Source organism: Nostoc sp. CALU 546 (genome assembly GCF_048836525.1).
Genome location: NZ_JAWJTF010000061.1, coordinates 13,988 through 37,965, shown reverse-complemented (window position 1 = coordinate 37,965; position 23,978 = coordinate 13,988). Strand labels below are relative to the sequence as shown.

Here is a 23,978-nt window from a genome sequence, read left to right as displayed (position 1 = left end):
ATGCCCCATGCCCAATCCCCCATGCAAATCAAAATCGTGCCATTGCCCGCGCCAGTGCAGTTTAAACTTCAAGCGCGTCCAGCCTGGGGGCAGATGGGGGTTGGCTACGGGCCCTTTTTCGGTTAATTGAATGCCGCCGAACCCAAAAATTACAGCTTGCCAAATGCCACCAGCACTAGCGCCGTGAATTCCATCATTGGTGTTACCTCGGTTATCTTCAAGATCCACCATCAATGCCCGGATAAACAGTTCGTAAGCTTCGATTGATTTGCTCAAATCTGAAGCTAAGATGGCGTGAACTGCCGGGCCAAGGGACGAACCATAGGTAATATCCGTGCGGGGTGCATAGTAGTCCCAGTTGGTCTGCAATGCTTTTTCGCTATAAGGAAAATCTGCTGATTCCCGCATTAAATAAAGCAGCATCAAGACATCTGGCTGCTTGATTACTTGATATTTGTTGATTCTGTCAACACCCAAGATAGCTTGCATGGAGCGATCGCGCCCTTCATAATCTGCTAAATCGATATCTTCCGATTGAAAAAAGCCCTCGTACTGCTCAATTAATCCTGTTAATGGGTCATGGAGAAACAATATTTTGGCGATGATATCTTGCCAGTGCGTTCGCTTTTGGGAGGTGAGTTTTAGTTTCTGTTCTAGTTCAGTCGCTCGTTCGGGGAATTTGTCAGTCAACCAATCATAAACTGCGATCGCTTTCTCTAAATGCCATTGCGCCATCCGGTTTGTAAAGGCGTTGTTGTGGACTAATTCATGGTATTCATCCGCTCCAATTACTCCCCGAATTTCGTATTGTTCACGTTCAGGATTGAATTCGACTCGGCTATCCCAAAAAATAGCGGCATCCAAAATCACCTCTGCGCCGACCTTTTGCATCCAGTCATCATCACCAGTGGCTTGCCAGTAGTTCCAAATGGCGTAAGGTATATCTGCATTGATATGAATTTCGCGATCGCGGCACCAAATCCGCACGTCTTCACCATAAAAATTACTTTCGAGTGCCCAACGTGGTGTGACTTCATCTCCGGTACCAGCACTTTCCCAGGCAAACATTGCCCCTTTATATCCGTAATGGGCTGCTTTGCGTCTAGCTCCTGGTAAGGTGTGCCAGCGATAACTGAGTAAATTACGAGCGATCGCTGGTTGGGTAAACAGAAACAAGGGCAGCATAAAAATTTCTGTATCCCAAAAAATATGACCGCGATAGCCAAACCCCGAAAGAGTTTTCGCCGGAATACTCACCCGATCATCATGGCGTGGAGCCGCAATCAGCAGTTGAAATAGGTTGTAGCGAACAGCAAAAGTAGCTGTGCTATCCCCCTCAATGAGGATGTCACTTTGCTGCCAAACCTCATCCCACCCTTGCTCATTGGCTTTTAATAAGGTTGCGTAGTCTGGGAGGTGCGCGAGTTTTTCTTGAGCGGCTAGGACTGGTGTTTCCACCTCCCGCGAGGTAAAAACTGTCACTAGTTTTTCTACTGTTACAGTCTGTTGTGCTTTACCCAAGAAGGTCGTGGTCAAGGTTGGATAACCAGGTGCGGTACTGACTTGCAAAGATGCTTCAGTGCCCGATATTTTCATCTTAGCTGCCATACAGAGTTCAATTCGGGAACTGCGGGTGCGGCGTTGCAACCAGATTCCTTGGTCGATCTTGCCTTGATCTAGTCCTTCCCAGTGATTAAAACCCTGATTTTCTGGATAGCCATTGATACTAGCTTGAACTTCAATTAACCCATCAAAATCTACAGGCGTTAAATGGCAGCGTAGCGCCAACACGTGCGGATCTGCAAGACTAGCAAAGCGTTCAAAGCCGATGTCTATAGTGTTTCCACTAGGAGAGCGCCAACGCAGAGAACGGCTGAGAAGTCCCTGACGTAAATCAAGCTGGCGATCGTAGCGCAATATTTCACCTTGATCGAGACGGAAGCGATCGCCATTCACAATCACGATCAAGGGTAGCCAGTCAGGGCAATTTACCAGTTCAGTGTAAACCACCGGCACATCGTCGTAGACACCGTGGATAAAAGTAGCTGGCAATGCATGAGGATAACCTTCCTCAAAACAGCCCCTTGTTCCCAGATATCCATTGCCAATTGTAAAGACGGTTTCTTTAGAGTGCAATTGCTCAGGGTCAAACTGGGTTTCGATTAATATCCAATCTGTGTAGATAAAATGGCGAGAACGACCTTTTGTGTGCATAAGTTGGGGAGTAGGGAATGGGGAATGGGGAATGGGGACTGGGGACTGGGAAATGGGGATTGGGGACTGGGGAATAGGAATTTTGAGCTAGATGAACGAGTCTTTGAGGTGGATGAACGAGTCTTTGAGCTAGATGAACGAGTCTTTGAGGTGGATGAACGAGTCTTTGAGGTGGATGAACGAGTCTTTGAGGTGGATGAACGAGTATCTGAGGTGGATGAATGAGTATCTGAGGTGGATGAATGAGTATCTGAGGTGGATGAATGAGTATCTGAGGTGGATGAACGAGTATCTGAGGTGGATGAATGAGTATCTGAGGTGGATGAATGAGTCTTTGAGGTGGATAAATCCAGTCCCCAGTTCCTAGTCCCCAGTCCCCAGTCGCTCACCCAGCCTTATGTTTTTCCAAAATCTTTTCGACTCTGGGCTTATAAATGAGATGAAATAAGGTTTCCATATACCGATCTCTGGCTTCGTTATTTTCGGGAGCAACAAAGTTCCAAAAACTAAACATTTTAGCAAGTAGTAATAATTGATTGCTATGTAAATGCCAATTATATTTGTGATGAATTCGCTGACTCATCCATTCTGAAACTTCGTGCCAGTATTCACCATGAGCCTCGCATTTTTCAAGGAAATCTAAAATTTGATTTGCTGTTTCTTCTAAGTTCGTCGGATTAATATTAAATCCGTTTTCTTGGTTTTCGATAATTTCTAAAGAACCGCCAAATTGAGTAGTGAAAGTTGGCAAGCCGGAAATCATCGCTTCTAAAATACTCCGTCCGAAGGATTCAAAGCGGGCAAAATGGACATAAATTCCCTGAGCATCTGCAACTACTCGGTAGGCTTCGCCGAGTTCGCTGCTAGGGATACGCATTCCCAACCAGCGAATCTTGCCATAAAGATTATATTGATCAATAACGTTGTAGAGTTTTTGAATTTCTTCTGCTTCTTCTTTGTTTATAGCTTCATGTGGATGTAGTTTACTGCTTAAAAGAATCAGGTTACAATGCTCTTGCAACGCCTGACTTTTACCAAAACATTCAGCTAAACCAGTGAGATTTTTGATTGAAGTAATAGTATCAACGGCAAATATTGGTCGCTTATTAGGGTAATCTAAATGACCAAATATTTGGGGGTCTTCGCGGCTAAAGAGTAAGTCGTGGATTTGCTTAACAAGGTGAAAATCTCGGTTTTCTTTTTGACTATAGGGAAAGAAAATATCTTCATTTACTCCCGGCGGCACTAAGTTAAATTTAGGACTAAACAAATCAATGCCATCAACCACATGATACAACTGTGGCATTGTAAAGCATTTATACGACTCGTATTGACCTACAGTATCAGGTGTGCCGACAATTTCTTGATAAGATGATGTGATGATAAAGTCGGCTGCATTCATGCTAATCAAATCAGCGGTGAATTGTGCCGAGAAATGATATTTTTCTTCTAAATCTTGCCAATATAAATTGCTAAATAGATATTTAGGTTTTTCTAAGGAATGGGCAATGTTGCACTGGGTGACTTTCATCCGGCGAGATAAAAGAAAGGCTACTAAATTGCCGTCGCTGTAGTTACCAATAATAAGATTAGGTTTGACTTTAAATTGAGCTAGTAATTCTTTTTCTGCATCTAGAGCAAATTGTTCTAAATAAGGCCAAATCTCAAATTTAGAAATCCAATTATTCGTGATTTCTGGATTGAATTCACCAAAAGGAACGCGCAATATCCAAGCATTTTCAGTATCTTCAACTTTTTCTAAGTGCAGATTACAAAATGTCCCTTCACAGTTAGGAATTAGCCGAGTGAGAATAATTACATGGGGTTTAATGCCTAACTGGTCGAGTCCAGCGAGTTTGATTTGTTCACACAGTTCGTTTTCTAAGCTGCGAGCTTGTTCGAGAACGTAGATAACTTGACCGAGTGTTTCATCTCTTCCCAAAACATCTTGCTGTCCAACCCAGCCGTGGATGGAAACAAGGACGACGCGAAAGACGGCGGGGACGCGGGCTACAAATGTTTCTAAAATGCCGGGTTCTGGGGAGTAAATGAGCCGATCGAGGAGTTCTAAGGTTTCGGAGACTCGCGCCGCAGTGTTACCCCAACCTGGCTCAAAACCGAGTTCTTGGAGTTCAAAGCGGAAATTTTCATAAGGTTCATCAGGCGATCGCTCACTCAGCAATTTGAGGGCTGGCTTAATTTGTTTGGCTAACTGAATACCAGAGGGAATGCGATCGCTCAACAATAGGCGAATACCATCGTATTGCAGCCCATGTAACGCTTGAAATAACATTTCTACCCAATATTGGGGGTCAGTCAACAATTGACTGCACAGGTAACGGTTGAGGAATGCTAAACCTTGACCTATATTTCTGGGGTCGTCGATTCTTGGCGAACCTTCATAGAAGGGGTGAAGGTCGATTTCGAGGATGTGGGGTTGGTAACGGTTAACTGAGCGATCTCTCACATCTAACAGCGCTTGAGGCGTCATTTGCTCAAACCGACTCAAATCGGCTGTCAGTTGCCAAACTTCTTGGTTAGCAATTGTGGGTCGAATCACAAACCAAGTACTTTCCTCTTCGAGAATTATTTCGTGGGTGTACTGTATCAGTTTGCCAACAGAAGAAGAGTAGTAAAAATAGGCTGGCTTTTGGGATTGATGACAGTAGTCAGCAAAAGCTTGCAAAATCTCATTTCTCAGGAAGTAACACTTACCTGAAGAACTCAACGTATAAATTAACTGATGTAGAGCAGCTTTTTCATCACCGTTGAAAACAGCTTGAACTAGTTCATACATGATGACGAATCCTAGAAATTTAGCTAGGTAATAACCTCATATTTCTTTCCAGTCTCCGGTTCTGTGAGGTACATCTCCCCCACGATTCTAAATAACTGTAAAAATCTTTACGTCTAGCTCTGGTATGAAACTCTGTAAGTCTATAGTATTAGAGGTTGAAAGAGGGACTTTAAAACAATTCGCACAATTCGCACAATTCGCAATTATGTTATTATCTCGTTCCCATGCTCTGCATGGGAATGGGCTATTAGAGGCTCTGCCTCTAGTCAGACATTGAGTCAGAGACTCAATGAATGCATTCCCAGTCGGAGACTAGGAACGAGATAAGCTAGGTTTTTAGGACTTGTGTGTACACCGTAGCCTTTTTAAGGGAGGTTAGAGGTTGTTTTAAAAGTATTTTGGTGTGATTTTAGACACGTTTAGATCCCCCCTAACCCCCCTTAAAAAGGGGGGAACCGGAATCAAAGTCCCCCTTTTTAAGGGGGATTTAGGGGGATCTAAAACCTTTTGTTACCGACAAGAGGACTTTTAAAACATCCTCTTAGGGGGGATCTAAAAGTGCCTAAAGTCACAGCGAAACACTTGTTAATTCAACCTTTTAGAGGATTGGAGATTGGGCATTGGGTATTGCACTAAAAAGGTAGTTATTGAACAGGGAGGAAGTTTTAGCAAGTCTTTCCCCAATGCCCAAATTTAAAAAACTGCCAAATTGGCTGGAGTGGCAGCAAAGACAGATTATTCTATGTATATAAGTTAGTTCTCAATCAGGCATAAAACACTATTCCCGATTAAGCAATACAGCAAAATTTGAGCGATACCTTCGGTGGGCTACGCCAACGCCAGTAGAACATCACCCCATAAATAAATTAAATCCAGCCAGTTTTAGCATAAACAAACTAAATGTAAGCAGATTAGAGACTAGTCAAATAGTCACTGCCAAAATTATCATCCGTCGTCGTTGTATTGCAGATATATTGCTCAAGCCAATTCAGAAAACAGAATATGGTGGAATAAACTGATACACCTCGATTTAGATAACTTACATCAGGGTTAGCTATGAACTACCACATTTCTTCTTCTCAGAAAAATTTTCACAAAGCCATTAGTCCAGAACAATTAGAGCAAGTTATGGAAGCCATTACCGATGGACGATATTCATGGGCTTGTGTACTGATTTTGCGTTTCGTTGGTTACAATCCACTCCACTTTATTCCCCAACGAACTTACAGCCGTTTAATGAAAGACAATAGCCAGTTATGATGTCTTGCTGGATGCAATCGTCATCACCACTCACAATTAATCCCCACCTTGTTATACCCATTCAATTAATGATTGCAACACATCCTTTGGTTTTTTCAAATTGGTATTAGTACATTGTTCGCGTTAGCATCTTGCAGAGAAGGTGGGGATTTCCGCAATCCTTGAAACTCAAAAATTACGAATTAAGTTAGCGCAGGGTTAGTGATATAGAAGCATCATTACGAATTACGAATTACGAATTACTTATATTAAACCTAAGCTAATAATTTTTTCTAGTGCTTTTTCAAATGTTATGCCCTGTTTGATGGCGATATACAACAATACTATTGCGGCTGAACGAATTGAATTATCACAATGTATCAGAATTGGTTTGGGTAATTCAATGATGGTCTGATATATCTGGAGCGTAGCTTGATGATTAATATCTTCAGATTTAGTTGGGAGATTAACGTAGTACAATCCCAAAAGCTCAGTCTTCTCCTGTTCATCAACCAGTAAGCCTGTTTCGTCGGGCAAGCGTAGATTAAGTACAGATTTATAACCCTCATCAGCTATTTGTTTTAGCTGATCTAATGTAATTTGCCCTGCGATCGCTAACTCATCATTAATTTTCCTAACAATATTCATCAGCCGGATTAACCCCATTTTACCGACGTTGCCCATATCTTAATCTTAGGAAAACAATTTGAGGAACTTGTGAGGGATTTGTCATTTGTCATTTGTCATTGGGCATTGGGCATTGGGTAAAACAGTTCCGAGTAAAGAAGTGAGATTTCCCACTCAGCACTACCCACTACCCTCTGAATAGATTGTGTAAACTGCTCAATAATTCTCTGGCGGTATAGGGTTTTGATAAAACTGCTTGCACATTAGCATCAGTGGCTTGGGCAAACACCTCCATTGAGTTCAGTCCGCTACAGGCAATAATTTGAACCTGGCTGTTCATTTTTTTCAAGGTGCGAATAGCGGTAATTCCGTCCATCTCCGGCATCATTATATCCATCAATACAGCATTGATTTGATGCTTGTGTTGGGCATAAAGTGCGATCGCCTCTATGCCATTACTGGCAGCCAGTATCTTATAGTTATGGTTTTCTAAGATGATTGTGGCAATCTCCCGAATTTGTGCTTCATCATCTACCACTAAAATCAATTCTCCTTGTCCTGGGAGCAGTTCCATCTCTTCTATCTTGAACTCTGGGGTTGCTTCCACAGCTGGTAAGAACAGGTTAAATTTGCTGCCTTTACCAACATTGCTAGACACTTTGATAAAACCATCGTGGCTTTTAATAATACCCAGCGCTGTTGAAAGGCCGAGTCCTGTACCTGCATTGACTTCTTTGGTGGTGAAAAATGGCTCAAAAATTCTATCTAATATTTTTGGTGATATGCCAATTCCGTTATCGACAACGGTAATCACAATGTAATGCCCGACTTTGGCATCGAGATTCATTCTGGCATAAGCTTCATCAATAAACTTATTTTCCGCAGAAATTGTGATGTTACCGCCATCTGGCAAAGCATCGCGGGCATTTACTACCAGATTCATCAGCACTTGATGCAGTTGTGTGGTGTCCCCAGCGATCGCCCAAATGTCTTCTGGAATAACTGTGGAAAATTCAATCGATTTGGGAAATGCCTGTTGAGCAATTTGGATAATTTCTGAAATCAGGTACTCGATTTGGATAATTGTCCGCTCTCCTTTATATCCTCGCGCAAAAGACAAGACTTGCTTTACTAAAGCTGCTCCGCGTCTAGCGTTGCTTTCTACAAGTGCCAGCAGTTGCCCAGAACGCTCCTGATCTTGAAAAAATTGTCCCTGTACCAATTGAGCCGCGGCCAAAATTGGTGTCAATATATTGTTCAAGTCGTGGGCAATACCACCTGCAAGGGTACCAAGGCTTTCCAATCGCTGGGTACGAAAAAACTGTTCTTCGAGTTGTTTCTTTTGGGTGATATCAGTGTCAACAGTCAGGATAGATTTGGGTTCTCCCGCAGCATCGCGCATCAATGTCCAGCGGCTTTCCACAATAATTTTTTGACCGGATTTTGTAATTTTATGTAACTCACCTTGCCACGAGCCACTCTCAATTACGCTTTTTAGCGGTTCTTCTAGTTGCTGCTGAGTTCCTGCTGGATATAAAATCTCCCGGATATCTTTTCCTATAACCTCTGTAGACAGCCAACCGTACATCCGCTCTGCACCTTGATTCCAGAATAAGATTTGAGACTGGAAATCTCGAACCAAGATGGCATCGGTGGCGATATCAAGTAGAGCGGCTTGTTCAAAGATTTTTTGTTCCGCTAGCTTGCGCTCTGTGATATCCCGATTTGTGCCGATCATCCGAATCGGCTGACCAAGTTCGTTATAGTAGACTTGACCTTTGCAGTTTAACCAGTGCAAACTGCCGTCGGGCCAGATAACTCGATACTCTGTAGATCCCTTTCCTTGCTCAATCATGCGAGCGATATTCGCAGCCACAGATTCGCGGTCTTCTGGATAGATGAAATTGAAATAGTCTTCAAAGGTTGGACACAAGGTGTTGCTCGGCAGACCATAAAGTGGCCCCATATTGGCAGACCAAATACAAGTATTGGCGATCAGGTTCCGATCCCAGATGCCCATTTGGGCTGCTTCGGTAGCTAAACTCAATCGCGCTTCACTTTCTCGTAGTGACTCTTCGGACAGTTTGCGCTCAGTGATATCTTCGGCGATGCCACCATAGTGCTGAACTTTTCCTTGGTGATCATAGATAGCAAAGCCTCGATCCCAGATCCAGCGCATCGATCCATCAGGTCGCAAAATTCGATATTCTATTGAAACCGACTCACTAATGAGCTGTTGCTTTGCTGTAATGGTTAAGCGATCGCGATCGTCTGGATGAATGGTGTCTATCCATAACTCAGGTTGCTCCAATAGATTTTGGCAAGAGCGACCCCAAATCTTCTCATAAGCAGGACTAACGTACAAGGTTCGGAATGAATCTGTGCTGGCAATCCAGATAACTGCGTGGGTATTTTCGGCAAAAGTGCGAAATTTCTCCTCGCTCTGGCGCAGTGACTCTTCGGACAGTTTACGCTCTGTGATATCTTCGGCAATGCCACCATAATAGTTAATTTTTCCTTGGTCATCATAGACAGCAAAGCCCCGATTCCAAATCCAGCGCACTGATCCATCGGGTCGCAAAATCCGATATTCTGCTGAAATGGATTTACTACCACTAAGCAGTTGCTCGATTGATTGGGTGGCGCGATCGCGATCGTCTGGATGAATGGTGTCTATCCAGGAGTCTGGCTGCTCAAATAAATGCTGGGAAGAACGACCCCAAATCTTCTCATAAGCAGGACTAATGTACAAAGGATGAAATGAATCTGCGCTACCAATCCAGATCATTGCGTGGGTGTGTTCGGCAAAACTGCGAAATTTCTCCTCACTTTGGCGCAGTGCTGCTTCGGCAAGTTGGCGTTCGTGTAGCGCGGCTTGCTGTTCGGTAATATCTCTACCTACCCCTTGAATTTCAACAATCTCTCCTTTTTCATCACGAATTGCGATCGCATTCCATTGAAACCAGCGAATACCATTGACGGTAAATGCACGTCGCTCACGATTAGTCAAGGGATGGAATGAAGATTCTAAAATTGCCATATCTTCCATCGCTTTAGGCAAGTCTTCTGGATAAATAAACTGGAAAAATGACTGGCCACAAAACTCATCTTCTTTCCAGCCGAAGGTTTGACAAGCGGTTATGTTGGCAAAGGTAATCTGTCCTTGCAAATTAAGGCGAATAATTATATCAGTTTGACTTTCCACTAGTTGGCGATATAAATGTTCGCTCCGTCGCAATGCAACTTCTGCGCGTTGGCGTTCGGCAATTTCTTGTTGCAACAGAACATTGGATATCACAAGTTCTGCTGTCCGTTCCGCCACTCGTTTTTCTAACTCCTCGTAAGATTGGCGCAGTGCTTCCTTTGCCTGTTGGCGATCGCTAATATTGCAAATTAACCAGCGCCAACCAACAAGATCCCCCTCTGAATCGTAAATAGCAGCGGCTCTAATGCTAGCTGGGAAAATTCTACCTCCCCGTGGTTTTAGGTAAACTTCCCATTCCTGTATCTGCTGCCAATTATTCAGTCGGGTAGTAAAAGTCTGGTGATCTTGGCGAGTAATAAATAAAATTAATGGTTTGTTGACTAAATATTTTTGGCGAACAGCCAGCAACTTTGCTGCTGCTCGGTTAGCCTCTTGGATAATACCTACGGCATCAGTTACCAAGTAACCATCTGGAGCAAATTCAAACAAATCTTGGTAACGCTCTCGTTCCAATTCTATTTGCTCACGGGCAACGGCCAACTCTTCGTTTTGTTCGCGCAACTCTTCTTCCACTACCTGAAGTTCTTCAAGAGCTTGCTGAAGTTCCTGATTAACTTCCATGATTTCAGCCGATTGTGCCTCAACCCATAGTTTTAAGTTATTTTGAGTTTGGCAGCGGACTTGCTCTATCTCAATTGGCTGATTAACCGACTGGAATTCATCTGTGGGTTTTTGTAAAAATTGCTGTAAGCCGTCAACTACCCCAACCATTTTGATTAGGTCAAAGGCTTGTAGCAAGCTAGTCTGGGTGATAATTCCTAACACTTGCCCGCGATCGTCCAAAACGGGCAAATAGTGAGTTTGATGCTGACGCAATAACGATAAAGCGGTAAAAATATCTTGAGAATCTGATTGTATAAGGGTAGCTACTGGCTGTGTCATCACTTCAGCCATTGTCACCGTCGATAAGTTTATTCCCGAAGCTATAAGACTAAGTACATCTTTATCTGTAAAAATACCTAATAATCTCCCTCTCTCCAAAACCAAGACACAACCAGTTAATGTTTGATTTCTGGGGTTTAAATCCAATGAAAAATTTAAATTGGTAGGTACATAATTACTACATCTTTCCTGACTCATTAAGACAATAGCTTCAATTACAAAACTATCAGGGCTAATCGTTAATGGAGAACGATTAATAACATGATTTAAGCTAGGTAAGTTAATCAGTTGATCGTTGAATCGCATGGTTAATTTGTCAATTCTAATGATCTTTTTGATATCAGGACAAACTAGTGGAAGCTAGTGTTCGCTAGAGAAAGTAAATTGTTGATAATAGGGAACTATTCGACTCTAATAGAGAATAAATCACTTATATTGATAAATCTGCCCTGCAAATCTTATCAAACTAAATACAGGGTATATAGAACAAGTTAGTAACTAAACCAGGAAGTAGATAGACTTTTAGAGTCGCCAAACTCATTCTATTGTCAAATTAGAGATAGATGATCTGTTATCTCAAGAGATTACCTTAATTCCTAGTCTTGTTAGTATGAAATCTTTGAAATTAATCGATGATACGAAAAATAATTTGAGGCTCTTGTGGAGAGATAGATCAATAAGCCTGAGAGCATTACTTAAAAAGTATGTATAAATTTTACAAAAATATTAAGTATTTTAACTTTCCTCACAAGTTCCTCATATTCAAAGACTATAGTCAAAATATAGACAGATTGTTTTAAATATCTACGGGCTTCTCAACTGGCTCCCTAGTTTGCAATAACACTTTTATTCACAGGATTTGAGAAAAATATGAATTACTGTCCTTGCTGTTCAAGCGTACTTTTAGAACATATACGCGGTGCAGAAACTTACTGGTTTTGTCGCCACTGCTGGCAAGAGATGCCTATTTATAAATGGAACGAATCTAGCTCGTTCGCCGATGCTGTGATGGGAAAACTACCTAAAAAAGCTCAAAAAGAAAAACGTAGAAATACCACTGTTTACGTAAGCCAATGGCAATCTATCACTGAATGGATAGGGCTAGAAGAGTTGTCTACCTAATACCAATTAGCTGGAATAGGTTAGTATAATTATTGTTTCTTGATTTCAGTAATAAATTGCCATAGAATGCGAGGCTGTAGCCCACTAATTAAGTATTAACTGACACAAATATCAGCCGAAAAGAATGATTATAGGACTTACGCACTGTACAAATTAATCATGGTATGTATTTACGAAAATAGGTCGTTTCAGGCCTTTATTAATTGTTCTTTGATGATCGGTAAACCCGCGCTGTAGGGGCACAGCATTGCTGTGCCCCTACGACAGATATGGTTTTTCAAGCCCTGTATGCTTTCTATTTGGCGTTAATGTGTAAGTCCTAAGATGGTAGTTGTATTTACGCCGTGCTGTACTTGTGAACTGACAAACAAGTAATTTACAAACCCATTGAGTATAAAATTATCCGGTCATGCAGATGATCGGGCAAAATGTGCTTTAGCACAGCTCCAAGTTTGGCATCTTGTCCAACGAGATAGCGTGTTTTGGGTTGTTTTGCAGTGAGCGCGTGAACAACAGCCTGAGCGACAATATCCGCAGAAATTCCTTTAGATGCGAGAATCTGCATTTTCTTACGTACAATATTCATCGCCTGACCATACAGATTTTGTGCCGATTGTGGTAGATCCTGCTGTGCGATTTCAGATTGACTTAAGGACTTTTCCCAGATTGGAGTAGCGATCGCACCAGGTTCGATAATAGAAACTGAGATTCCCCAAGGTCGTAATTCCATCCGCATCACATCAGTGAGTGCAACGAGGGCAAATTTTGACGCATTATAAGCTCCCATGAACGGCGCAGGACTTCTACCAGCGATGGAACCCATATTGACAATTCGACCCCGACTTTGGCGTAATAGACCAAGAAATCCTTGGGTTACTGCTAATTGTCCGGTGACATTCACAAGCATTTGTTGTTGAAATTCTGCGATCGCTAATAATTCTAAGGGGCCAGGGACGGCAATTCCGGCATTATTAACTAAACCTAAAATCCCCGCACCACCGACCGCATTTGTTACTTGCTCAACCGCAGCTGCGATCGATTCAGCGTCGGTAACATCTAAAAAAATCGGAATGAGCCTTTGTGACCCCTTTTGTTTCAGTGTTTGAGCATCAATATCTTGACGCACGCCAGCAAAAACAGAAAAGCCCAACTGGTCTAAAAGCAAAGCACACGCCTGACCAATTCCTGTTGAGGCTCCTGTAACCACTACTGTACGTTGATTTTTTACAACCATTAATTTTCTTTAGATAATGGGACTGCCTTCTTTTCTCAATCTTTGCAAATGCCAGCACGAAGGCAATCTTCGGTTTGGTCATCTCTAGCCGATATTTGCCACGGCAAGATGTATGACTGAGTATTTGTACTGTAAGCAATTAAAGCAGTTATTATGGGAAACTGGTTTTTGACAATTGGCACGTCACTACTACTTGTAGTACTTGGCTCAACATTGTATAAATAAACAGGCAATGCCATCAGGGCAATGCAAATTGTCCGGTTCATACCCAACCTCAGCTAAAAATTTCCGATTGCGCTATGTATAGATGAGATGCCACCTTGATGAACCGGATTTTCAAAACTGAGTATTATATGTTGATGTTGTGTGAATTTACTCAGCGCTACTAGCCGCAGAGACGTGATTTTTAAATTATCGGTTCCACCCTTTTTTAGGTTAGGCATTGCCTACAAGATGGCTTCCTACTAACTTATGCAGATGCAAGCCCAAAAAACAGGAAAAAAACCCACAGCACCCAAAAACATATCTTGGTAGCTGCATTCCCCAGATAAAATAATGAAGAGTGCTGAGTTAAAATACTGCTCACAAAAAACAATTACAAAGAAGGCAGGAGGCAGAGAGCAGGAGGAAAGAAGTATGAATAAAAACTAAAGTTGCTGGGTCATTGCCCAGTTTAAAAGAAGAATTGTATCGAGATGCATAGCACGACTTGCATTGCGTCCATGATAAATCCCACCTCCTGCCGACGCTTGCGGACTCGCTACCGCTGCGCTATCCTGCCTCCTATCTCCTGCCTCCTATCTCCTGCCTCCTATCTCCTGCCTCCTGAATCCTTACTCAGCAATCACTCAATTATAAATGTTGCCTACTAGCTGACTCATGACTCCTTCACAAGACGTAGATACTGTAAACGTTCCCAATCTCGATTCAGAAGGATATGGCAACTCAGAGAACGATCCTCTTGATGAGTTGCCAGGTGAAATCGAAATGTCCCTTTTCGACCACCTAGAAGAGTTGCGACTGCGGATTTTCTATTCGCTGATTGCTGTAGCAGTGGGCATTATCGGCTGTTTCTTTGCCGTTAAGCCAATTGTCCAGCTACTTGAGGTTCCAGCACAAGGAGTAAAGTTTCTCCAACTTGCACCCGGAGAATATTTCTTTGTCTCCCTCAAAGTTGCAGCCTACACTGGCTTGATACTTTCTAGTCCTTTCATTCTTTACCAGATTATCCAGTTTGTAGTTCCAGGGCTGACTCGCCGCGAACGCCGTTTACTGGGGCCTGTGGTTTTGGGTTCAAGTGTGCTATTTGGGGCGGGGTTAATATTTGCCTATTTACTTCTTATCCCGGCAGCTTTGAACTTTTTCATCAGCTACGGAGCAGATGTAGTCGAACAACTTTGGTCAATTGATAAATATTTTGAATTTGTGCTGCTACTGTTATTCAGCACTGGTTTAGCATTTCAAATTCCCATCATCCAACTGTTGCTCGGTAATTTGAACATTGTCTCGTCTGAACGCATGATTTCTGGTTGGCGTTACGTAATTATGGGGGCAGTTGTTTTAGGAGCCGTTCTGACACCTTCTACTGACCCCCTGACTCAAAGTCTTTTAGCTGGAGCAGTTTTAGGGCTTTATTTCGGTGGTGTTGGACTGGTGAAGCTTACGGGGAAATAACAGATGCAATAGGTTATAGGTTACAGGTTACAGGTTACAGGGAATAGCTAGAAAGATGTTCGTGCTTAGTTTTTGACCAAATGTTTAGTAGTTATAGTGACTTTGAAAAAATTGAGATTCATGTTGGCAAAGTCATCAAAGTTGAAGAGTTTCCTAAAGCGAAAAAACCAGCTTATAAATTGTGGATAGATTTTGGTAATTTGGGCATTAAAAAATCTAGTGCCCAAATTACTAAGCTTTACGAGCAAGAGGAATTAATCAACAGATTAATATTAGCTGTTACTAACTTTCCACCCCGTCAAATTGCCGATTTTATTTCGGAAGTTTTAGTCTTGGGAGTAGTGCTAGACGATGGAGAAGTTGTATTAATTCAGCCAGATAGAGATGTAGCAGTGGGCAAAAGAATTCTATAGCATACTATGGTACTTTTGGGATAAAAAATACTGTAAATATTCAGAAATTTATTAACATTAATGCAATAGCAGGTCATAATATCCATTCCGAAGTGCGTTCACCCAAATCTAGAGGAATGCTAACAGCCTTGCCGAGCCGGGGGCGATCGCGTGTTTGAGCAATAAAAGTTTGTACCTGTGTTGATCCACCCAAGGCATGAAGATAATTGGCAATGCTATCGAGATGTTCTTGGTACTCCGCCTCACTCAAGGGAAAAGAAGCTTGCTCCAGATATTTCCACATGACTTGCAAAAATATCTTTCCCTGTGCCCGCCGGAACTGGACATCGTAAGAATATCCCCACTTATCAAGCAACATCTGGCGTAATTCCTGTCCTGTCATAGCTTTTCTCAATCAGATTTTACATTTAGTTATGATGTTAAGTTCCGTGACTCCAGTATGATAAGGATATAAAGAAATGTAATGCTAACAGAAAAGATGCTTTTTATATCTTGCAACAAAGAAGTATGGCATCGTTGTGAGCGCTAGCATTTCGACTTAGACAAGAGTTCCTCAAGTACAAGTACTTTTGTCAAAATGCTTAACAAAATACACAAAGAGCGCGTAGATTATGGCTCAATTTTCTGAATCAGCAGACGTGCCCGATATGGGGCGTCGTCAGTTCATGAATCTGCTCACTTTTGGGACTGTCACTGGAGTAGCTCTGGGTGCATTGTATCCCGTTGTCAACTACTTTATTCCACCCGCAACCGGTGGTGCTGGTGGCGGTACAACGGCAAAAGACGAGCTAGGTAACGATGTTAGCGTCGCTAAATTTCTAGAAAACCGGAATGCAGGCGATCGCAACCTAGTCCAAGGACTAAAGGGAGATCCTACCTATATTGTGGTAGACAGCAAAGAGGCGATCAAAGATTATGGCATTAACGCCATCTGTACCCACTTAGGTTGTGTCGTCCCCTGGAACGTTGCTGAGAACAAATTTAAATGTCCTTGTCATGGTTCCCAGTATGACGAAACTGGTAAGGTTGTTCGGGGCCCAGCACCTCTGTCTCTGGCTTTAGCCCATACCAAAGTGAACGACGACAAAATCGTTTTGACCCCTTGGACTGAAACCGACTTCCGTACTGGTGATGCACCTTGGTGGGGTTAATAATTTTGTCCTTAGTCCTTAGTCATTCGTCCTTTGTTCAAGGCTTAATGACTAATGACTAATGACCAATGACTAATGACTAATTCAATCGTTGCCCTTATTAGAGATGAGAAATGTTTTCTTAAGAGCGAGGTTAACTCGCAGTGTTAGAGCGATTGTAAAAACATTGCTCATAGCGATCGCTACTGTGACATTTTACTTCACCAGCGATCTAGCCCTTCCCCAATCAGCTGCCGCCTATCCCTTTTGGGCACAACAAACCTATCCCGAAACCCCCCGCGAACCAACAGGGCGAATTGTTTGTGCCAACTGTCACCTAGCCGCCAAGGTTACAGAAGTGGAAGTTCCCCAATCGGTGCTACCTGACACTGTATTCAAAGCTGTGGTGAAAATCCCCTACGATCTAAGCGCCCAGCAAGTTGGTGCTGATGGTTCTAAAGTTGGCTTGAACGTCGGTGCAGTACTGATGCTACCCGAAGGCTTTAAGATTGCTCCTGAAGACCGTCTTTCCGAAGAACTTAAAGAAGAAGTTGGCGACACTTTTTACCAACCCTACAGCGAAGACAAAGATAACGTCGTCATCGTCGGCCCTTTACCCGGTGAACAGTATCAGGAAATCGTCTTCCCAGTTCTTTCTCCCAACCCCGCAACCGACAAAAACATCCACTTCGGTAAATATTCAGTTCACGTAGGTGGTAATCGGGGACGCGGACAAGTTTATCCCACAGGCGAAAAGAGCAACAACGCTGTTTATAACGCTTCCGCTACTGGCACAATTACCAAGATTGCCAAAGAGGAAGATGTCGAAGGTAATGTCAAATATCTAGTCAACATCCAACCCGAATCTGGTGATGTTGTCGTTGATACGATTCCTTTAGGACCAGACCTACTTGTTTCCGAAGGGCAAGCAGTTAAGACTGGTGATGCTTTGACCAGCAACCCGAACGTCGGTGGATTCGGTCAAATAGATGCAGAAATCGTATTGCAAGACGCATCTAGAGTCAAATGGATGATTGCGTTCATCGCTCTTGTCATGTTGGCTCAAGTTATGCTTGTGCTGAAGAAGAAGCAGGTTGAAAAAGTCCAAGCTGCTGAGATGAATTTCTAAATTCTTGGCGAAATCATTATTTTTAGGACAGGCAAGATGCCTGTCTTTTTTATATGTTATGCTTCCAAGTCTATTTCTTAGTTAGATTAGAAATTAATCATGAATGTTAATCTTGATGAAGATGAGGGCATTATGATGAGACTTTTCCTTGAGTTTTTGATGAACGATGCTATACAAAACCCTTCTGAGCTAATTCCTTATACTCAAGAAATGAGCGATGAAATGGATGATTTGCTAGCTGATGTAATTATAGATTAATGGCTTTTTTTATCAATTAATTAGATTAGTTAATTTACCAAACGCTAAATGATTAGTAGCTGTATTTAAAGTTATAGATATGGGGACAGACATACATCTTTACGCAGAGATTCATAGAAATGGAAAGTGGGAACCGATTCCCGAACCTGTAAAAAAAGAATGGTCTAAAGGAAAAACTGTACCTGTAGAATCTACTGAAATTGGACGACCCTATGAATTATTTGCGGCACTTGCTGGTGTTTGTCAAGATAATCTACGCCGGACAATGTATGCTGTCGTAGAGCCGATTTCAGAACCACGAGGTTTTCCTGAAGATATGAATGATTTCTACAAGAAGTTTTTTTCAGAAAACCAAATTGGTTATTGCTTTGGACATTCTTGGTTATTGCTTCAAGAGATTATTGATTATGATTGGGACAATCAGTATGTAACTCAATGGGCATACGTGAAACATCAGTATGCACACTTGTTTCAGGATAGTGCTTTGTTCCCGGCTGAGTTTCCAGAAGGAGAAAAGCTCTATTTCGTGCTGCCAAACAAGAAACAAGAACCTGAAACAACTGAAGTATCTTGGATGACAAGTTATAAAGAATATGTAGGTTGTTATGAACAGTTTATTAAAGAACTTCTCGAATTAGGATCTCCTCATGAGATTAGAATAATTTTCTGGTTTGATGCTTAAGTTTAACTCTGATAATTAAAACAAAGATTAACCACTAACTAGATACAGCTAAGATTAGCGAAACTTGAAACACACAGCAAATGATTAACAAAGAAATTGCCGAGCATTATCTATAGGGTAATAATTTTCATGGCGATCGCATTTTGAGCGATATTATTAAATCTAGCCCTAGTTGAGTTGAGGGATTCGCCTATGACAGTCTCAATAGAGTATATCCCCGTTACCCCGATTGAGTACCCAGATGAGGATGGTAAGCCGATGACTGAAGGTGATATCCAGTTTAGTTACTTGGCTTATGCAATAAATGCGCTAAAGATTTATTTCCAAAATCACCCAGATGTATATGTGGCTGGTAATCTATTTATTTACTACGAAAAAGGTTATCCAGAATCGGTTGTCGCACCAGATGTATTTGTGGTGTTTGGAGTGGAAAACCGTGACAGACCCTCTTACAAAACCTGGGAAGAAAATATTCAAACCCCAAATTTTGTTCTAGAGATTACCTCAAAAACCACCCGCAGCAAAGACCAAGGTGCAAAGAAAGGAATTTATGCCTTTCTGGGAGTGCGTGAATATTTTCAATATGATCCCACAGGTGATTATCTCAATCCTCAACTCCAGGGTTTACACTTGATCGATGGGAATTATTTCCCAGTAGCAACTAATACCTTGCCAGATGGTACGGTATCCCTATCTAGTGAAGTTTTGGGGCTAGAGTTGCGTCTAGAGGCGGGAAGACTGCGCTTTTACAATCCAGCTACAGGTCAAATACTCCTAACTCATGAAGAGGAAGCAACTGCACGACAAGCCGCAGAAGAGAAAGCGCAAAGATTAGCTGCTAAACTCCGAGAATTAAATATCGATCCAGATAGCCTTTAGCTAAATCCGGCAGTGTTAATAAAATAATAGGGTGAGTATGATTTACCCACCCTAATTATGCTTACTGAATTAGACAATAATTTCAAAGTTCTCCGTTAATCTTACGCCTGATGATTTCCATCTGGGCTTGCATATCTGCTTCTGTCACAGGCATAGGATAGCCTTTAGAATTAGGGTCACGTTTGCTCATTAAAAAACGTAGAGCTTCAATGTCTTCGCGATTTTCCACGACGTAAGCTCTCAACTCTGTAAAACTCATTTGCTCATAATTCTGGTTCATTGACAAAATCCCAGATTCCATTACTTAGTACAATGACTTGGAGTTCATCTCCAGCCAGGATGTAAACTTGCCCGGTTGTGTCGTCAAATCGAAATAAGCGGATATCTTTATAAAGATTTGACAGCATTTGACAAACCCTTACACACGCCAAGGCTTGCTCTGTTGTTGGTAAAATAAACGCTCCTCACTACTAATATAAGGTGGGCAATGCCCACCTTACTGCTGTTGATTATTTTTATGTGAGACTATAGCGGACGGTAGACGCGATAGTTGATTTCGGGGAAGATATTATCCATTAACTCGACTTTTTCGAGCCAACCACTATCAATTTTGCCAACTTTAACGTCTTCATAGAGCTTATTAAACCGCATTAGGTGCGATCGCGTCCGTCTAACTGCATAGGGTACCATCGTTCCCGTCCGCATAATAAAAGCCCAGTCGGAAGATTGTGCTAATAACAATTCCCGCGCCGCTTGGTTCAACGCTTTTTCCCCCAACTCATCTTCTGGTTCCAGATGGGAGATTTCAATCATCCGTTCAGCAGCTTTGTGCAAATGTGGATAAATCCACGCATTCGTTTCATTTAACCAATACTCATGGAAACCCTTGAAACCCCAGCTTGACTGCGAAGGACGACAGACTTGTTGCGTTGGCTGTTCTCGCAAATAGTCTGCTAAATGGGTCATTTGATATGTTCCTTGGTCATGCCACGACTTGCGGAATAGGTAATCGATAAACCAAGGGCCTTCATACCACCAATGTCCAAATAACTCTGCGTCATAAGGCGAAACGATAATTGGCGGACGCTGCATTATCCCATAGAGATGCTCAGATTGCTGCTCTCGATTATACATAAAATTAGCAGCGTGTTCTGCGGCCTTTTCCCTAGCCCAGTAAGGATCGTAAAGCGCCTTATCTGACAGCCCTAAGCCACGCCCAGTAATTTTATGATACTTAATACCCGTATTTTTACGTTGACCATTGGGCATAATATAGGGCTTAATATATTCATATTCTGCTTCCCAGCCCAAATCTTTGTAAAATTCCCGATATTCCGCCGCCCCAGGATAGCCCACTTCAGAAGACCATACCTGTTGGGAGGATTCATGATCTCGACCGAAGACAGCAACACCAGTTTCCGTATAAATTGGGGCATAAGTGCCAAAGCGCGGCCGGGGACGGGCGTAAAGGATGCCATGCCCATCAGTGAGGAAGTAGCGTAATCCAGCATCGGCTAGCATCCGGTCTAAACCTTCATAGTAGGCACATTCAGGCAACCAAATGCCTCTGGGTGCTTGTCCAAAGGTTTGCTCATAATGTTCGCAGGCTACCTGAATTTGCGCCCACACTGCTTGTGGATACATTTTCATCAACGGTAAATATCCGTGGGTAGCACCGCAAGTAATAATTTCTAGGTTATTACTGTCTTGGAACCCTTTAAAAGCTGTCACCAAGTCCCCGCCGTAGCGTTCCCACAACTGACGCGCTTCGCTGAACTCAGTCGCATAATGTTCGGCTAAATAACGAAGATGTCCGTTGTTGACATTATGTTCTGCTTCTAGTGCTATAAGTTCTTCTAGTTGAGCTAAGTGTGCTTCGTAGCGTTCTTGAAGTAGAGGATCACGCAGCATCGACACTAAAGGCGGTGTCATACTCATCGTGATTTTAAAGTCGATACCGTCTCGCTTTAAGCCTTCAAATACTTTCAATAAGGGGATGTAGGTTTCTGTGATGGCTTCATAGAGCCATTCTTCCTCCAGCACGTAGTCACTTTCCGGGTGACGAACGAAGGGCAGATGTGCGTGGAGTACAAGCGCGACGTAGCCGATAGACATAGTGATTTTGGGGTGATACTTGTAAGTTGAAGGTCGAGAGGTTTGGCTGAAATTAACAATATTTTAAGACTTTATGGGGATCGTAAGAATAGTTTTCAATTGAGTTAATTACAGTGTTTGTAGGGGTACAGCCAACATTGTTGTGCCTCCACTGCGTGTTTTTACTGTCACGTAAAAACGTAAACTCAGTATTTCCCAAAATTTTGTGATTTGAACATTACACAGATGGTAAGCGTTCAGGGGGCCTACTGAGATCAATCGAAGAGTACAGTACATACTGTTTGCTAAGACTGTATAATAATGAGTTTTTATTATGTCCTTCTCTAACACGATCTATCGCATAGTTGATGGCGTAACCATTCCTGGCGTATTTCTGCAAGCCTTTATCAACAATGGAGACCACTATTATGTTACTGAAATTAAAGTCTATAAAGACGGCAGAATTGATTGCTGGGGGATGGTTGACTTTGATGGTTTCAAAGAAAAGGTGAGCAAAGGTTGGGTTAGAACTCATCTGCCTGAAGGAGCAAGAGTCTCAATGATGGTGTCTGGTCTTAATTTTACCGCCCATCAAGTGAAGTCAAGAGTTGAGGAGCAGGAGTTTGTTAAAGAAGTTGAAGACGAGATCCGACGACTCAATGGGCAGCTAACAACAGGAGAGATTTGCCGACAGGCATTAACACAATATAAGCATGAGCCAAACGAGGCAAATAAGGAGTATTTGCGCCAAGCCTATGATGCTGTTCCTAAGCACTGTCGCATATATTTAGGTGATATGGACGACAAAGATTCGGAATATCGCTCAATTCTAAACAGATGGAGCGACTAGGAGGAACCAACATCGGTACAACATTTCTTGGAACCGCAGGACAGGGGTAATCGGATACGAGGCAGAGGTTATCTCCACTCCTCAACTGTTTCTATACAAAAAAATGCTTAACTCGAACGCCAAAACCTGGTAACAGTGGTGATGTGATTTCGTCATCAGCCAACAAGGTTGCTATCAGTTTTAATTGGGCAGCTTCTCTGCGGTAAACTTCTAGCTGCTGTAATTGCCAATTTGCAATCCAATATTCTTGCACTCCTGTGGATGAGTATAGTTTCAGCTTGGCTTCTCGATCTCGACGTTCGTTAGTTGTCCCAGGAGAAAGCACTTCCACAATGAGTTCTGGCGCTCCTCTCAAATGCCCTTCCTCATCTAGCAATTGTGCTAAACGCTCACGACTAATCCAAACTACATCGGGTATGACATTATCGGCATCTGTAAAAATTATGCCGGGAGTTGTAATAGGTTCACCTAGTTTACTGGAACGAGACCAAATTTCCAATTCTAAATGAATATTACCAGCAGTTCGCTGATGTTTCCAGTGAGGCGCTCTAGTCACAAATAGTTCTCCGTCAATAATTTCATAGCGCTTCCATTCATCAGTTGTGAGTAATTCTAAGTCTGAGGTTGTCCAACGGACTTGATCGGATATTGTTTGGTTCATAGCACTATTTTTTCATGCCTAGTTTAGAGATAAAATTCTATTTTTCAGAATATTTGCTCAGGATCAATACCTGCGGCTCGCAAGCGTTCTGCCAATATTGCAGCCCGTTGACGTTCTTCTTCTAGTTGTTGATTTGCTTGCTGTAACTGTTGGTTTGCTTGCTGTAACTGTTGATTTGCTTCTTCCTCTGGTAACATGACCAGCTGCCTATCTTGTGTAAAAAAGCGTAATTTGCCCAAAGATACTGCTAAATACAGCCCTAACTGTTGACTCCACAACCAACCTGACTCAGTGGGTACAATGTCTTGATATTGCCCATCAACTAAGTGAAATCCCTGTAATTCTAGGTTGTTTGGGTCAAACCAAAAGTAATCTGGAGTACGAAATGTATTCTGGTAAATTTGCTTTTTCAAACCTTTATCAACCGAGGCAGTGGAATCAGATAACATCTCAATAATCACATTGGGATATTTACCGTCTTCTTGCCACACAACCCAGCTTTTGCGGTCTTTTTTTTCTGTATCTAAAACCAGAAAGAAATCAGGGCCTCGAAATTCTTCTGACTTTTTCTGATTAGGACTGAAATAAATCGTCAGGTTGCCGGTAGCATAAAAATCCTGACGATCGCGCCACCACCATTTAATCAGGCGGATGAGTAAATCTATTTGTTCGCGGTGTAAATCAGATTCCAAGGGGGGTTCGTCACTATAGATGTCACCTGGTGGGAAAATTATACTCTCAGTGACATCTTCTAAACTAGGGGTGACAGCAAAGGGCTGAGACATACAAGATAGTTTTTATGTTTGTATCTATGCTATCGTGACCAAC

The 23,978-nt window shown here is 42.3% G+C and carries 22 protein-coding genes and 1 pseudogene; 11 read left to right on the top strand and 12 right to left on the bottom strand.

Translation table 11 applies throughout. The features are described from left to right. Window positions 1–2,214 (bottom strand): glycoside hydrolase family 65 protein (locus RRG12_RS25980; protein ID WP_420761153.1); only part of this gene is annotated, 2,214 nt, incomplete at its 3' end. 24 nt (window positions 2,215–2,238) lie between these two features. Between RRG12_RS25980 and RRG12_RS25975 the strand changes: the two genes are divergently transcribed. Then, window positions 2,239–2,439 carry a hypothetical protein gene (locus RRG12_RS25975; RefSeq protein ID WP_420759493.1) on the top strand — a complete coding sequence of 67 codons (201 nt, stop codon included), beginning with the start codon at window positions 2,239–2,241 and terminating at the stop codon, window positions 2,437–2,439. A gap of 160 nt (window positions 2,440–2,599) precedes the next feature. On the opposite strand, the gene RRG12_RS25970 is transcribed toward RRG12_RS25975, so the two are convergent. Beyond that, window positions 2,600–5,011, bottom strand: coding sequence for a sucrose synthase (locus tag RRG12_RS25970; protein WP_420759492.1), 2,412 nt, complete (start codon window positions 5,009–5,011; stop codon window positions 2,600–2,602). A 1,056-nt stretch (window positions 5,012–6,067) separates the two neighbouring features. On the opposite strand from RRG12_RS25970, the pseudogene RRG12_RS25965 reads away from it, so the two are divergent. Then, window positions 6,068–6,268: pseudogene (locus RRG12_RS25965) on the top strand (HetP family heterocyst commitment protein); the annotation flags it as partial. Window positions 6,269–6,514: 246 nt separating this feature from the next. On the opposite strand, the gene RRG12_RS25960 reads toward RRG12_RS25965, so the two are convergent. Further along, window positions 6,515–6,898, bottom strand: a complete 384-nt coding sequence (locus RRG12_RS25960) for a beta-lactamase hydrolase domain-containing protein (protein WP_420761167.1) — start codon at window positions 6,896–6,898, stop codon at window positions 6,515–6,517. A gap of 166 nt (window positions 6,899–7,064) precedes the next feature. Then, window positions 7,065–11,330, bottom strand: a complete 4,266-nt coding sequence (locus tag RRG12_RS25955; protein ID WP_420761152.1) for a PAS domain S-box protein — start codon at window positions 11,328–11,330, stop codon at window positions 7,065–7,067. Between the two features lie 564 nt (window positions 11,331–11,894). Here RRG12_RS25955 and RRG12_RS25950 point away from each other — a divergent pair. Then, window positions 11,895–12,146 carry a hypothetical protein gene (locus RRG12_RS25950; protein WP_420761151.1) on the top strand — a complete coding sequence of 84 codons (252 nt, stop codon included), beginning with the start codon at window positions 11,895–11,897 and terminating at the stop codon, window positions 12,144–12,146. Window positions 12,147–12,522: 376 nt separating this feature from the next. On the opposite strand, the gene RRG12_RS25945 is transcribed toward RRG12_RS25950, so the two are convergent. Both RRG12_RS25945 and RRG12_RS25940 read right to left on the bottom strand, forming a co-directional pair. Then, entirely contained in the window at window positions 12,523–13,380 is an 858-nt protein-coding gene (locus RRG12_RS25945) for an SDR family NAD(P)-dependent oxidoreductase (RefSeq protein WP_420761150.1), read from the bottom strand. Between the two features lie 35 nt (window positions 13,381–13,415). Further along, window positions 13,416–13,646 carry a hypothetical protein gene (locus tag RRG12_RS25940; RefSeq protein ID WP_069070204.1) on the bottom strand — a complete coding sequence of 77 codons (231 nt, stop codon included), beginning with the start codon at window positions 13,644–13,646 and terminating at the stop codon, window positions 13,416–13,418. Window positions 13,647–14,259: 613 nt separating this feature from the next. On the opposite strand from RRG12_RS25940, the gene tatC reads away from it, so the two are divergent. Together tatC and RRG12_RS25930 are read left to right on the top strand one after the other, a co-directional pair. Further along, entirely contained in the window at window positions 14,260–15,054 is a 795-nt protein-coding gene (tatC, locus tag RRG12_RS25935) for a twin-arginine translocase subunit TatC (RefSeq protein WP_069070205.1), read from the top strand. Between the two features lie 80 nt (window positions 15,055–15,134). After that, window positions 15,135–15,467, top strand: a complete 333-nt coding sequence (locus tag RRG12_RS25930) for a tRNA-binding protein (protein WP_181929779.1) — start codon at window positions 15,135–15,137, stop codon at window positions 15,465–15,467. Window positions 15,468–15,540: 73 nt separating this feature from the next. Here the strand turns inward: RRG12_RS25930 and RRG12_RS25925 are convergent, their stop codons facing one another. After that, window positions 15,541–15,849: a DUF3067 family protein gene (locus tag RRG12_RS25925; protein WP_069070207.1), complete on the bottom strand. Its 309-nt coding sequence runs from the start codon at window positions 15,847–15,849 to the stop codon at window positions 15,541–15,543. A gap of 229 nt (window positions 15,850–16,078) precedes the next feature. Here RRG12_RS25925 and petC point away from each other — a divergent pair, with 229 nt between their 5' ends. From petC to RRG12_RS25900, 5 genes are all read left to right on the top strand, one after another. Then, complete coding sequence (gene petC / locus RRG12_RS25920; protein WP_069070208.1) at window positions 16,079–16,618, top strand: cytochrome b6-f complex iron-sulfur subunit; 540 nt, start codon at window positions 16,079–16,081, stop codon at window positions 16,616–16,618. Between the two features lie 106 nt (window positions 16,619–16,724). Beyond that, window positions 16,725–17,726 (top strand): cytochrome f, encoded by a 1,002-nt coding sequence (gene petA, locus RRG12_RS25915; protein ID WP_420761149.1) that lies wholly within the window; start codon window positions 16,725–16,727, stop codon window positions 17,724–17,726. A gap of 99 nt (window positions 17,727–17,825) precedes the next feature. After that, window positions 17,826–17,984, top strand: a complete 159-nt coding sequence (locus RRG12_RS25910) for a hypothetical protein (RefSeq protein ID WP_420761148.1) — start codon at window positions 17,826–17,828, stop codon at window positions 17,982–17,984. A gap of 79 nt (window positions 17,985–18,063) precedes the next feature. Further along, window positions 18,064–18,666, top strand: coding sequence for a hypothetical protein (locus RRG12_RS25905; protein WP_420761147.1), 603 nt, complete (start codon window positions 18,064–18,066; stop codon window positions 18,664–18,666). Window positions 18,667–18,858: 192 nt separating this feature from the next. Further along, on the top strand, window positions 18,859–19,545 hold the full coding sequence (locus tag RRG12_RS25900; RefSeq protein WP_420761146.1) for a Uma2 family endonuclease: 687 nt from the start codon (window positions 18,859–18,861) through the stop codon (window positions 19,543–19,545). 82 nt (window positions 19,546–19,627) lie between these two features. On the opposite strand, the gene RRG12_RS25895 is transcribed toward RRG12_RS25900, so the two are convergent. The 3 genes from RRG12_RS25895 to RRG12_RS25885 form a co-directional block, all read right to left on the bottom strand. Continuing rightward, window positions 19,628–19,825 (bottom strand): DUF6887 family protein, encoded by a 198-nt coding sequence (locus RRG12_RS25895; RefSeq protein ID WP_069070282.1) that lies wholly within the window; start codon window positions 19,823–19,825, stop codon window positions 19,628–19,630. Continuing rightward, window positions 19,809–20,000: a DUF6888 family protein gene (locus RRG12_RS25890; RefSeq protein WP_176726997.1), complete on the bottom strand. Its 192-nt coding sequence runs from the start codon at window positions 19,998–20,000 to the stop codon at window positions 19,809–19,811. The genes RRG12_RS25895 and RRG12_RS25890 overlap by 17 nt, the downstream gene beginning before the upstream one ends. 70 nt (window positions 20,001–20,070) lie before the next feature. After that, entirely contained in the window at window positions 20,071–21,660 is a 1,590-nt protein-coding gene (locus RRG12_RS25885; RefSeq protein ID WP_420761145.1) for a glycoside hydrolase family 57 protein, read from the bottom strand. A 313-nt stretch (window positions 21,661–21,973) separates the two neighbouring features. Here RRG12_RS25885 and RRG12_RS25880 point away from each other — a divergent pair, with 313 nt between their 5' ends. Beyond that, window positions 21,974–22,489 carry a DUF7638 domain-containing protein gene (locus RRG12_RS25880; protein WP_420761144.1) on the top strand — a complete coding sequence of 172 codons (516 nt, stop codon included), beginning with the start codon at window positions 21,974–21,976 and terminating at the stop codon, window positions 22,487–22,489. A gap of 91 nt (window positions 22,490–22,580) precedes the next feature. Here RRG12_RS25880 and RRG12_RS25875 read toward each other — a convergent pair whose 3' ends face one another. Together RRG12_RS25875 and RRG12_RS25870 are read right to left on the bottom strand one after the other, a co-directional pair. Beyond that, the gene (locus RRG12_RS25875; protein ID WP_420761143.1) at window positions 22,581–23,150 is read right to left on the bottom strand and encodes a Uma2 family endonuclease; all 570 of its coding nucleotides are present in this window, start codon (window positions 23,148–23,150) and stop codon (window positions 22,581–22,583) included. 44 nt (window positions 23,151–23,194) lie between these two features. Continuing rightward, window positions 23,195–23,935, bottom strand: a complete 741-nt coding sequence (locus tag RRG12_RS25870) for a Uma2 family endonuclease (RefSeq protein ID WP_420761142.1) — start codon at window positions 23,933–23,935, stop codon at window positions 23,195–23,197. Window positions 23,936–23,978 lie beyond the last annotated feature (43 nt).

What these genes read in the sequence shown, in the direction of transcription:
- petC (WP_069070208.1), top strand. Translation starts at nt 16,079, where the DNA reads ATGGCTCAATTTTCTGAATCAGCAGACGTGCCCGATATGGGGCGTCGT.
- tatC (WP_069070205.1), top strand. Translation starts at nt 14,260, where the DNA reads ATGACTCCTTCACAAGACGTAGATACTGTAAACGTTCCCAATCTCGAT.
- RRG12_RS25960 (WP_420761167.1), bottom strand. Translation starts at nt 6,898, where the DNA reads ATGAATATTGTTAGGAAAATTAATGATGAGTTAGCGATCGCAGGGCAA.
- RRG12_RS25950 (WP_420761151.1), top strand. Translation starts at nt 11,895, where the DNA reads ATGAATTACTGTCCTTGCTGTTCAAGCGTACTTTTAGAACATATACGC.
- RRG12_RS25930 (WP_181929779.1), top strand. Translation starts at nt 15,135, where the DNA reads ATGTTTAGTAGTTATAGTGACTTTGAAAAAATTGAGATTCATGTTGGC.
- RRG12_RS25975 (WP_420759493.1), top strand. Translation starts at nt 2,239, where the DNA reads ATGGGGAATGGGGACTGGGGACTGGGAAATGGGGATTGGGGACTGGGG.
- RRG12_RS25870 (WP_420761142.1), bottom strand. Translation starts at nt 23,935, where the DNA reads ATGTCTCAGCCCTTTGCTGTCACCCCTAGTTTAGAAGATGTCACTGAG.
- RRG12_RS25885 (WP_420761145.1), bottom strand. Translation starts at nt 21,660, where the DNA reads ATGTCTATCGGCTACGTCGCGCTTGTACTCCACGCACATCTGCCCTTC.
- RRG12_RS25955 (WP_420761152.1), bottom strand. Translation starts at nt 11,330, where the DNA reads ATGCGATTCAACGATCAACTGATTAACTTACCTAGCTTAAATCATGTT.
- RRG12_RS25895 (WP_069070282.1), bottom strand. Translation starts at nt 19,825, where the DNA reads ATGAACCAGAATTATGAGCAAATGAGTTTTACAGAGTTGAGAGCTTAC.
- RRG12_RS25875 (WP_420761143.1), bottom strand. Translation starts at nt 23,150, where the DNA reads ATGAACCAAACAATATCCGATCAAGTCCGTTGGACAACCTCAGACTTA.
- RRG12_RS25910 (WP_420761148.1), top strand. Translation starts at nt 17,826, where the DNA reads ATGAATGTTAATCTTGATGAAGATGAGGGCATTATGATGAGACTTTTC.
- RRG12_RS25945 (WP_420761150.1), bottom strand. Translation starts at nt 13,380, where the DNA reads ATGGTTGTAAAAAATCAACGTACAGTAGTGGTTACAGGAGCCTCAACA.
- RRG12_RS25940 (WP_069070204.1), bottom strand. Translation starts at nt 13,646, where the DNA reads ATGAACCGGACAATTTGCATTGCCCTGATGGCATTGCCTGTTTATTTA.
- RRG12_RS25970 (WP_420759492.1), bottom strand. Translation starts at nt 5,011, where the DNA reads ATGTATGAACTAGTTCAAGCTGTTTTCAACGGTGATGAAAAAGCTGCT.
- RRG12_RS25905 (WP_420761147.1), top strand. Translation starts at nt 18,064, where the DNA reads ATGGGGACAGACATACATCTTTACGCAGAGATTCATAGAAATGGAAAG.
- RRG12_RS25900 (WP_420761146.1), top strand. Translation starts at nt 18,859, where the DNA reads ATGACAGTCTCAATAGAGTATATCCCCGTTACCCCGATTGAGTACCCA.
- petA (WP_420761149.1), top strand. Translation starts at nt 16,725, where the DNA reads ATGAGAAATGTTTTCTTAAGAGCGAGGTTAACTCGCAGTGTTAGAGCG.
- RRG12_RS25925 (WP_069070207.1), bottom strand. Translation starts at nt 15,849, where the DNA reads ATGACAGGACAGGAATTACGCCAGATGTTGCTTGATAAGTGGGGATAT.
- RRG12_RS25880 (WP_420761144.1), top strand. Translation starts at nt 21,974, where the DNA reads ATGTCCTTCTCTAACACGATCTATCGCATAGTTGATGGCGTAACCATT.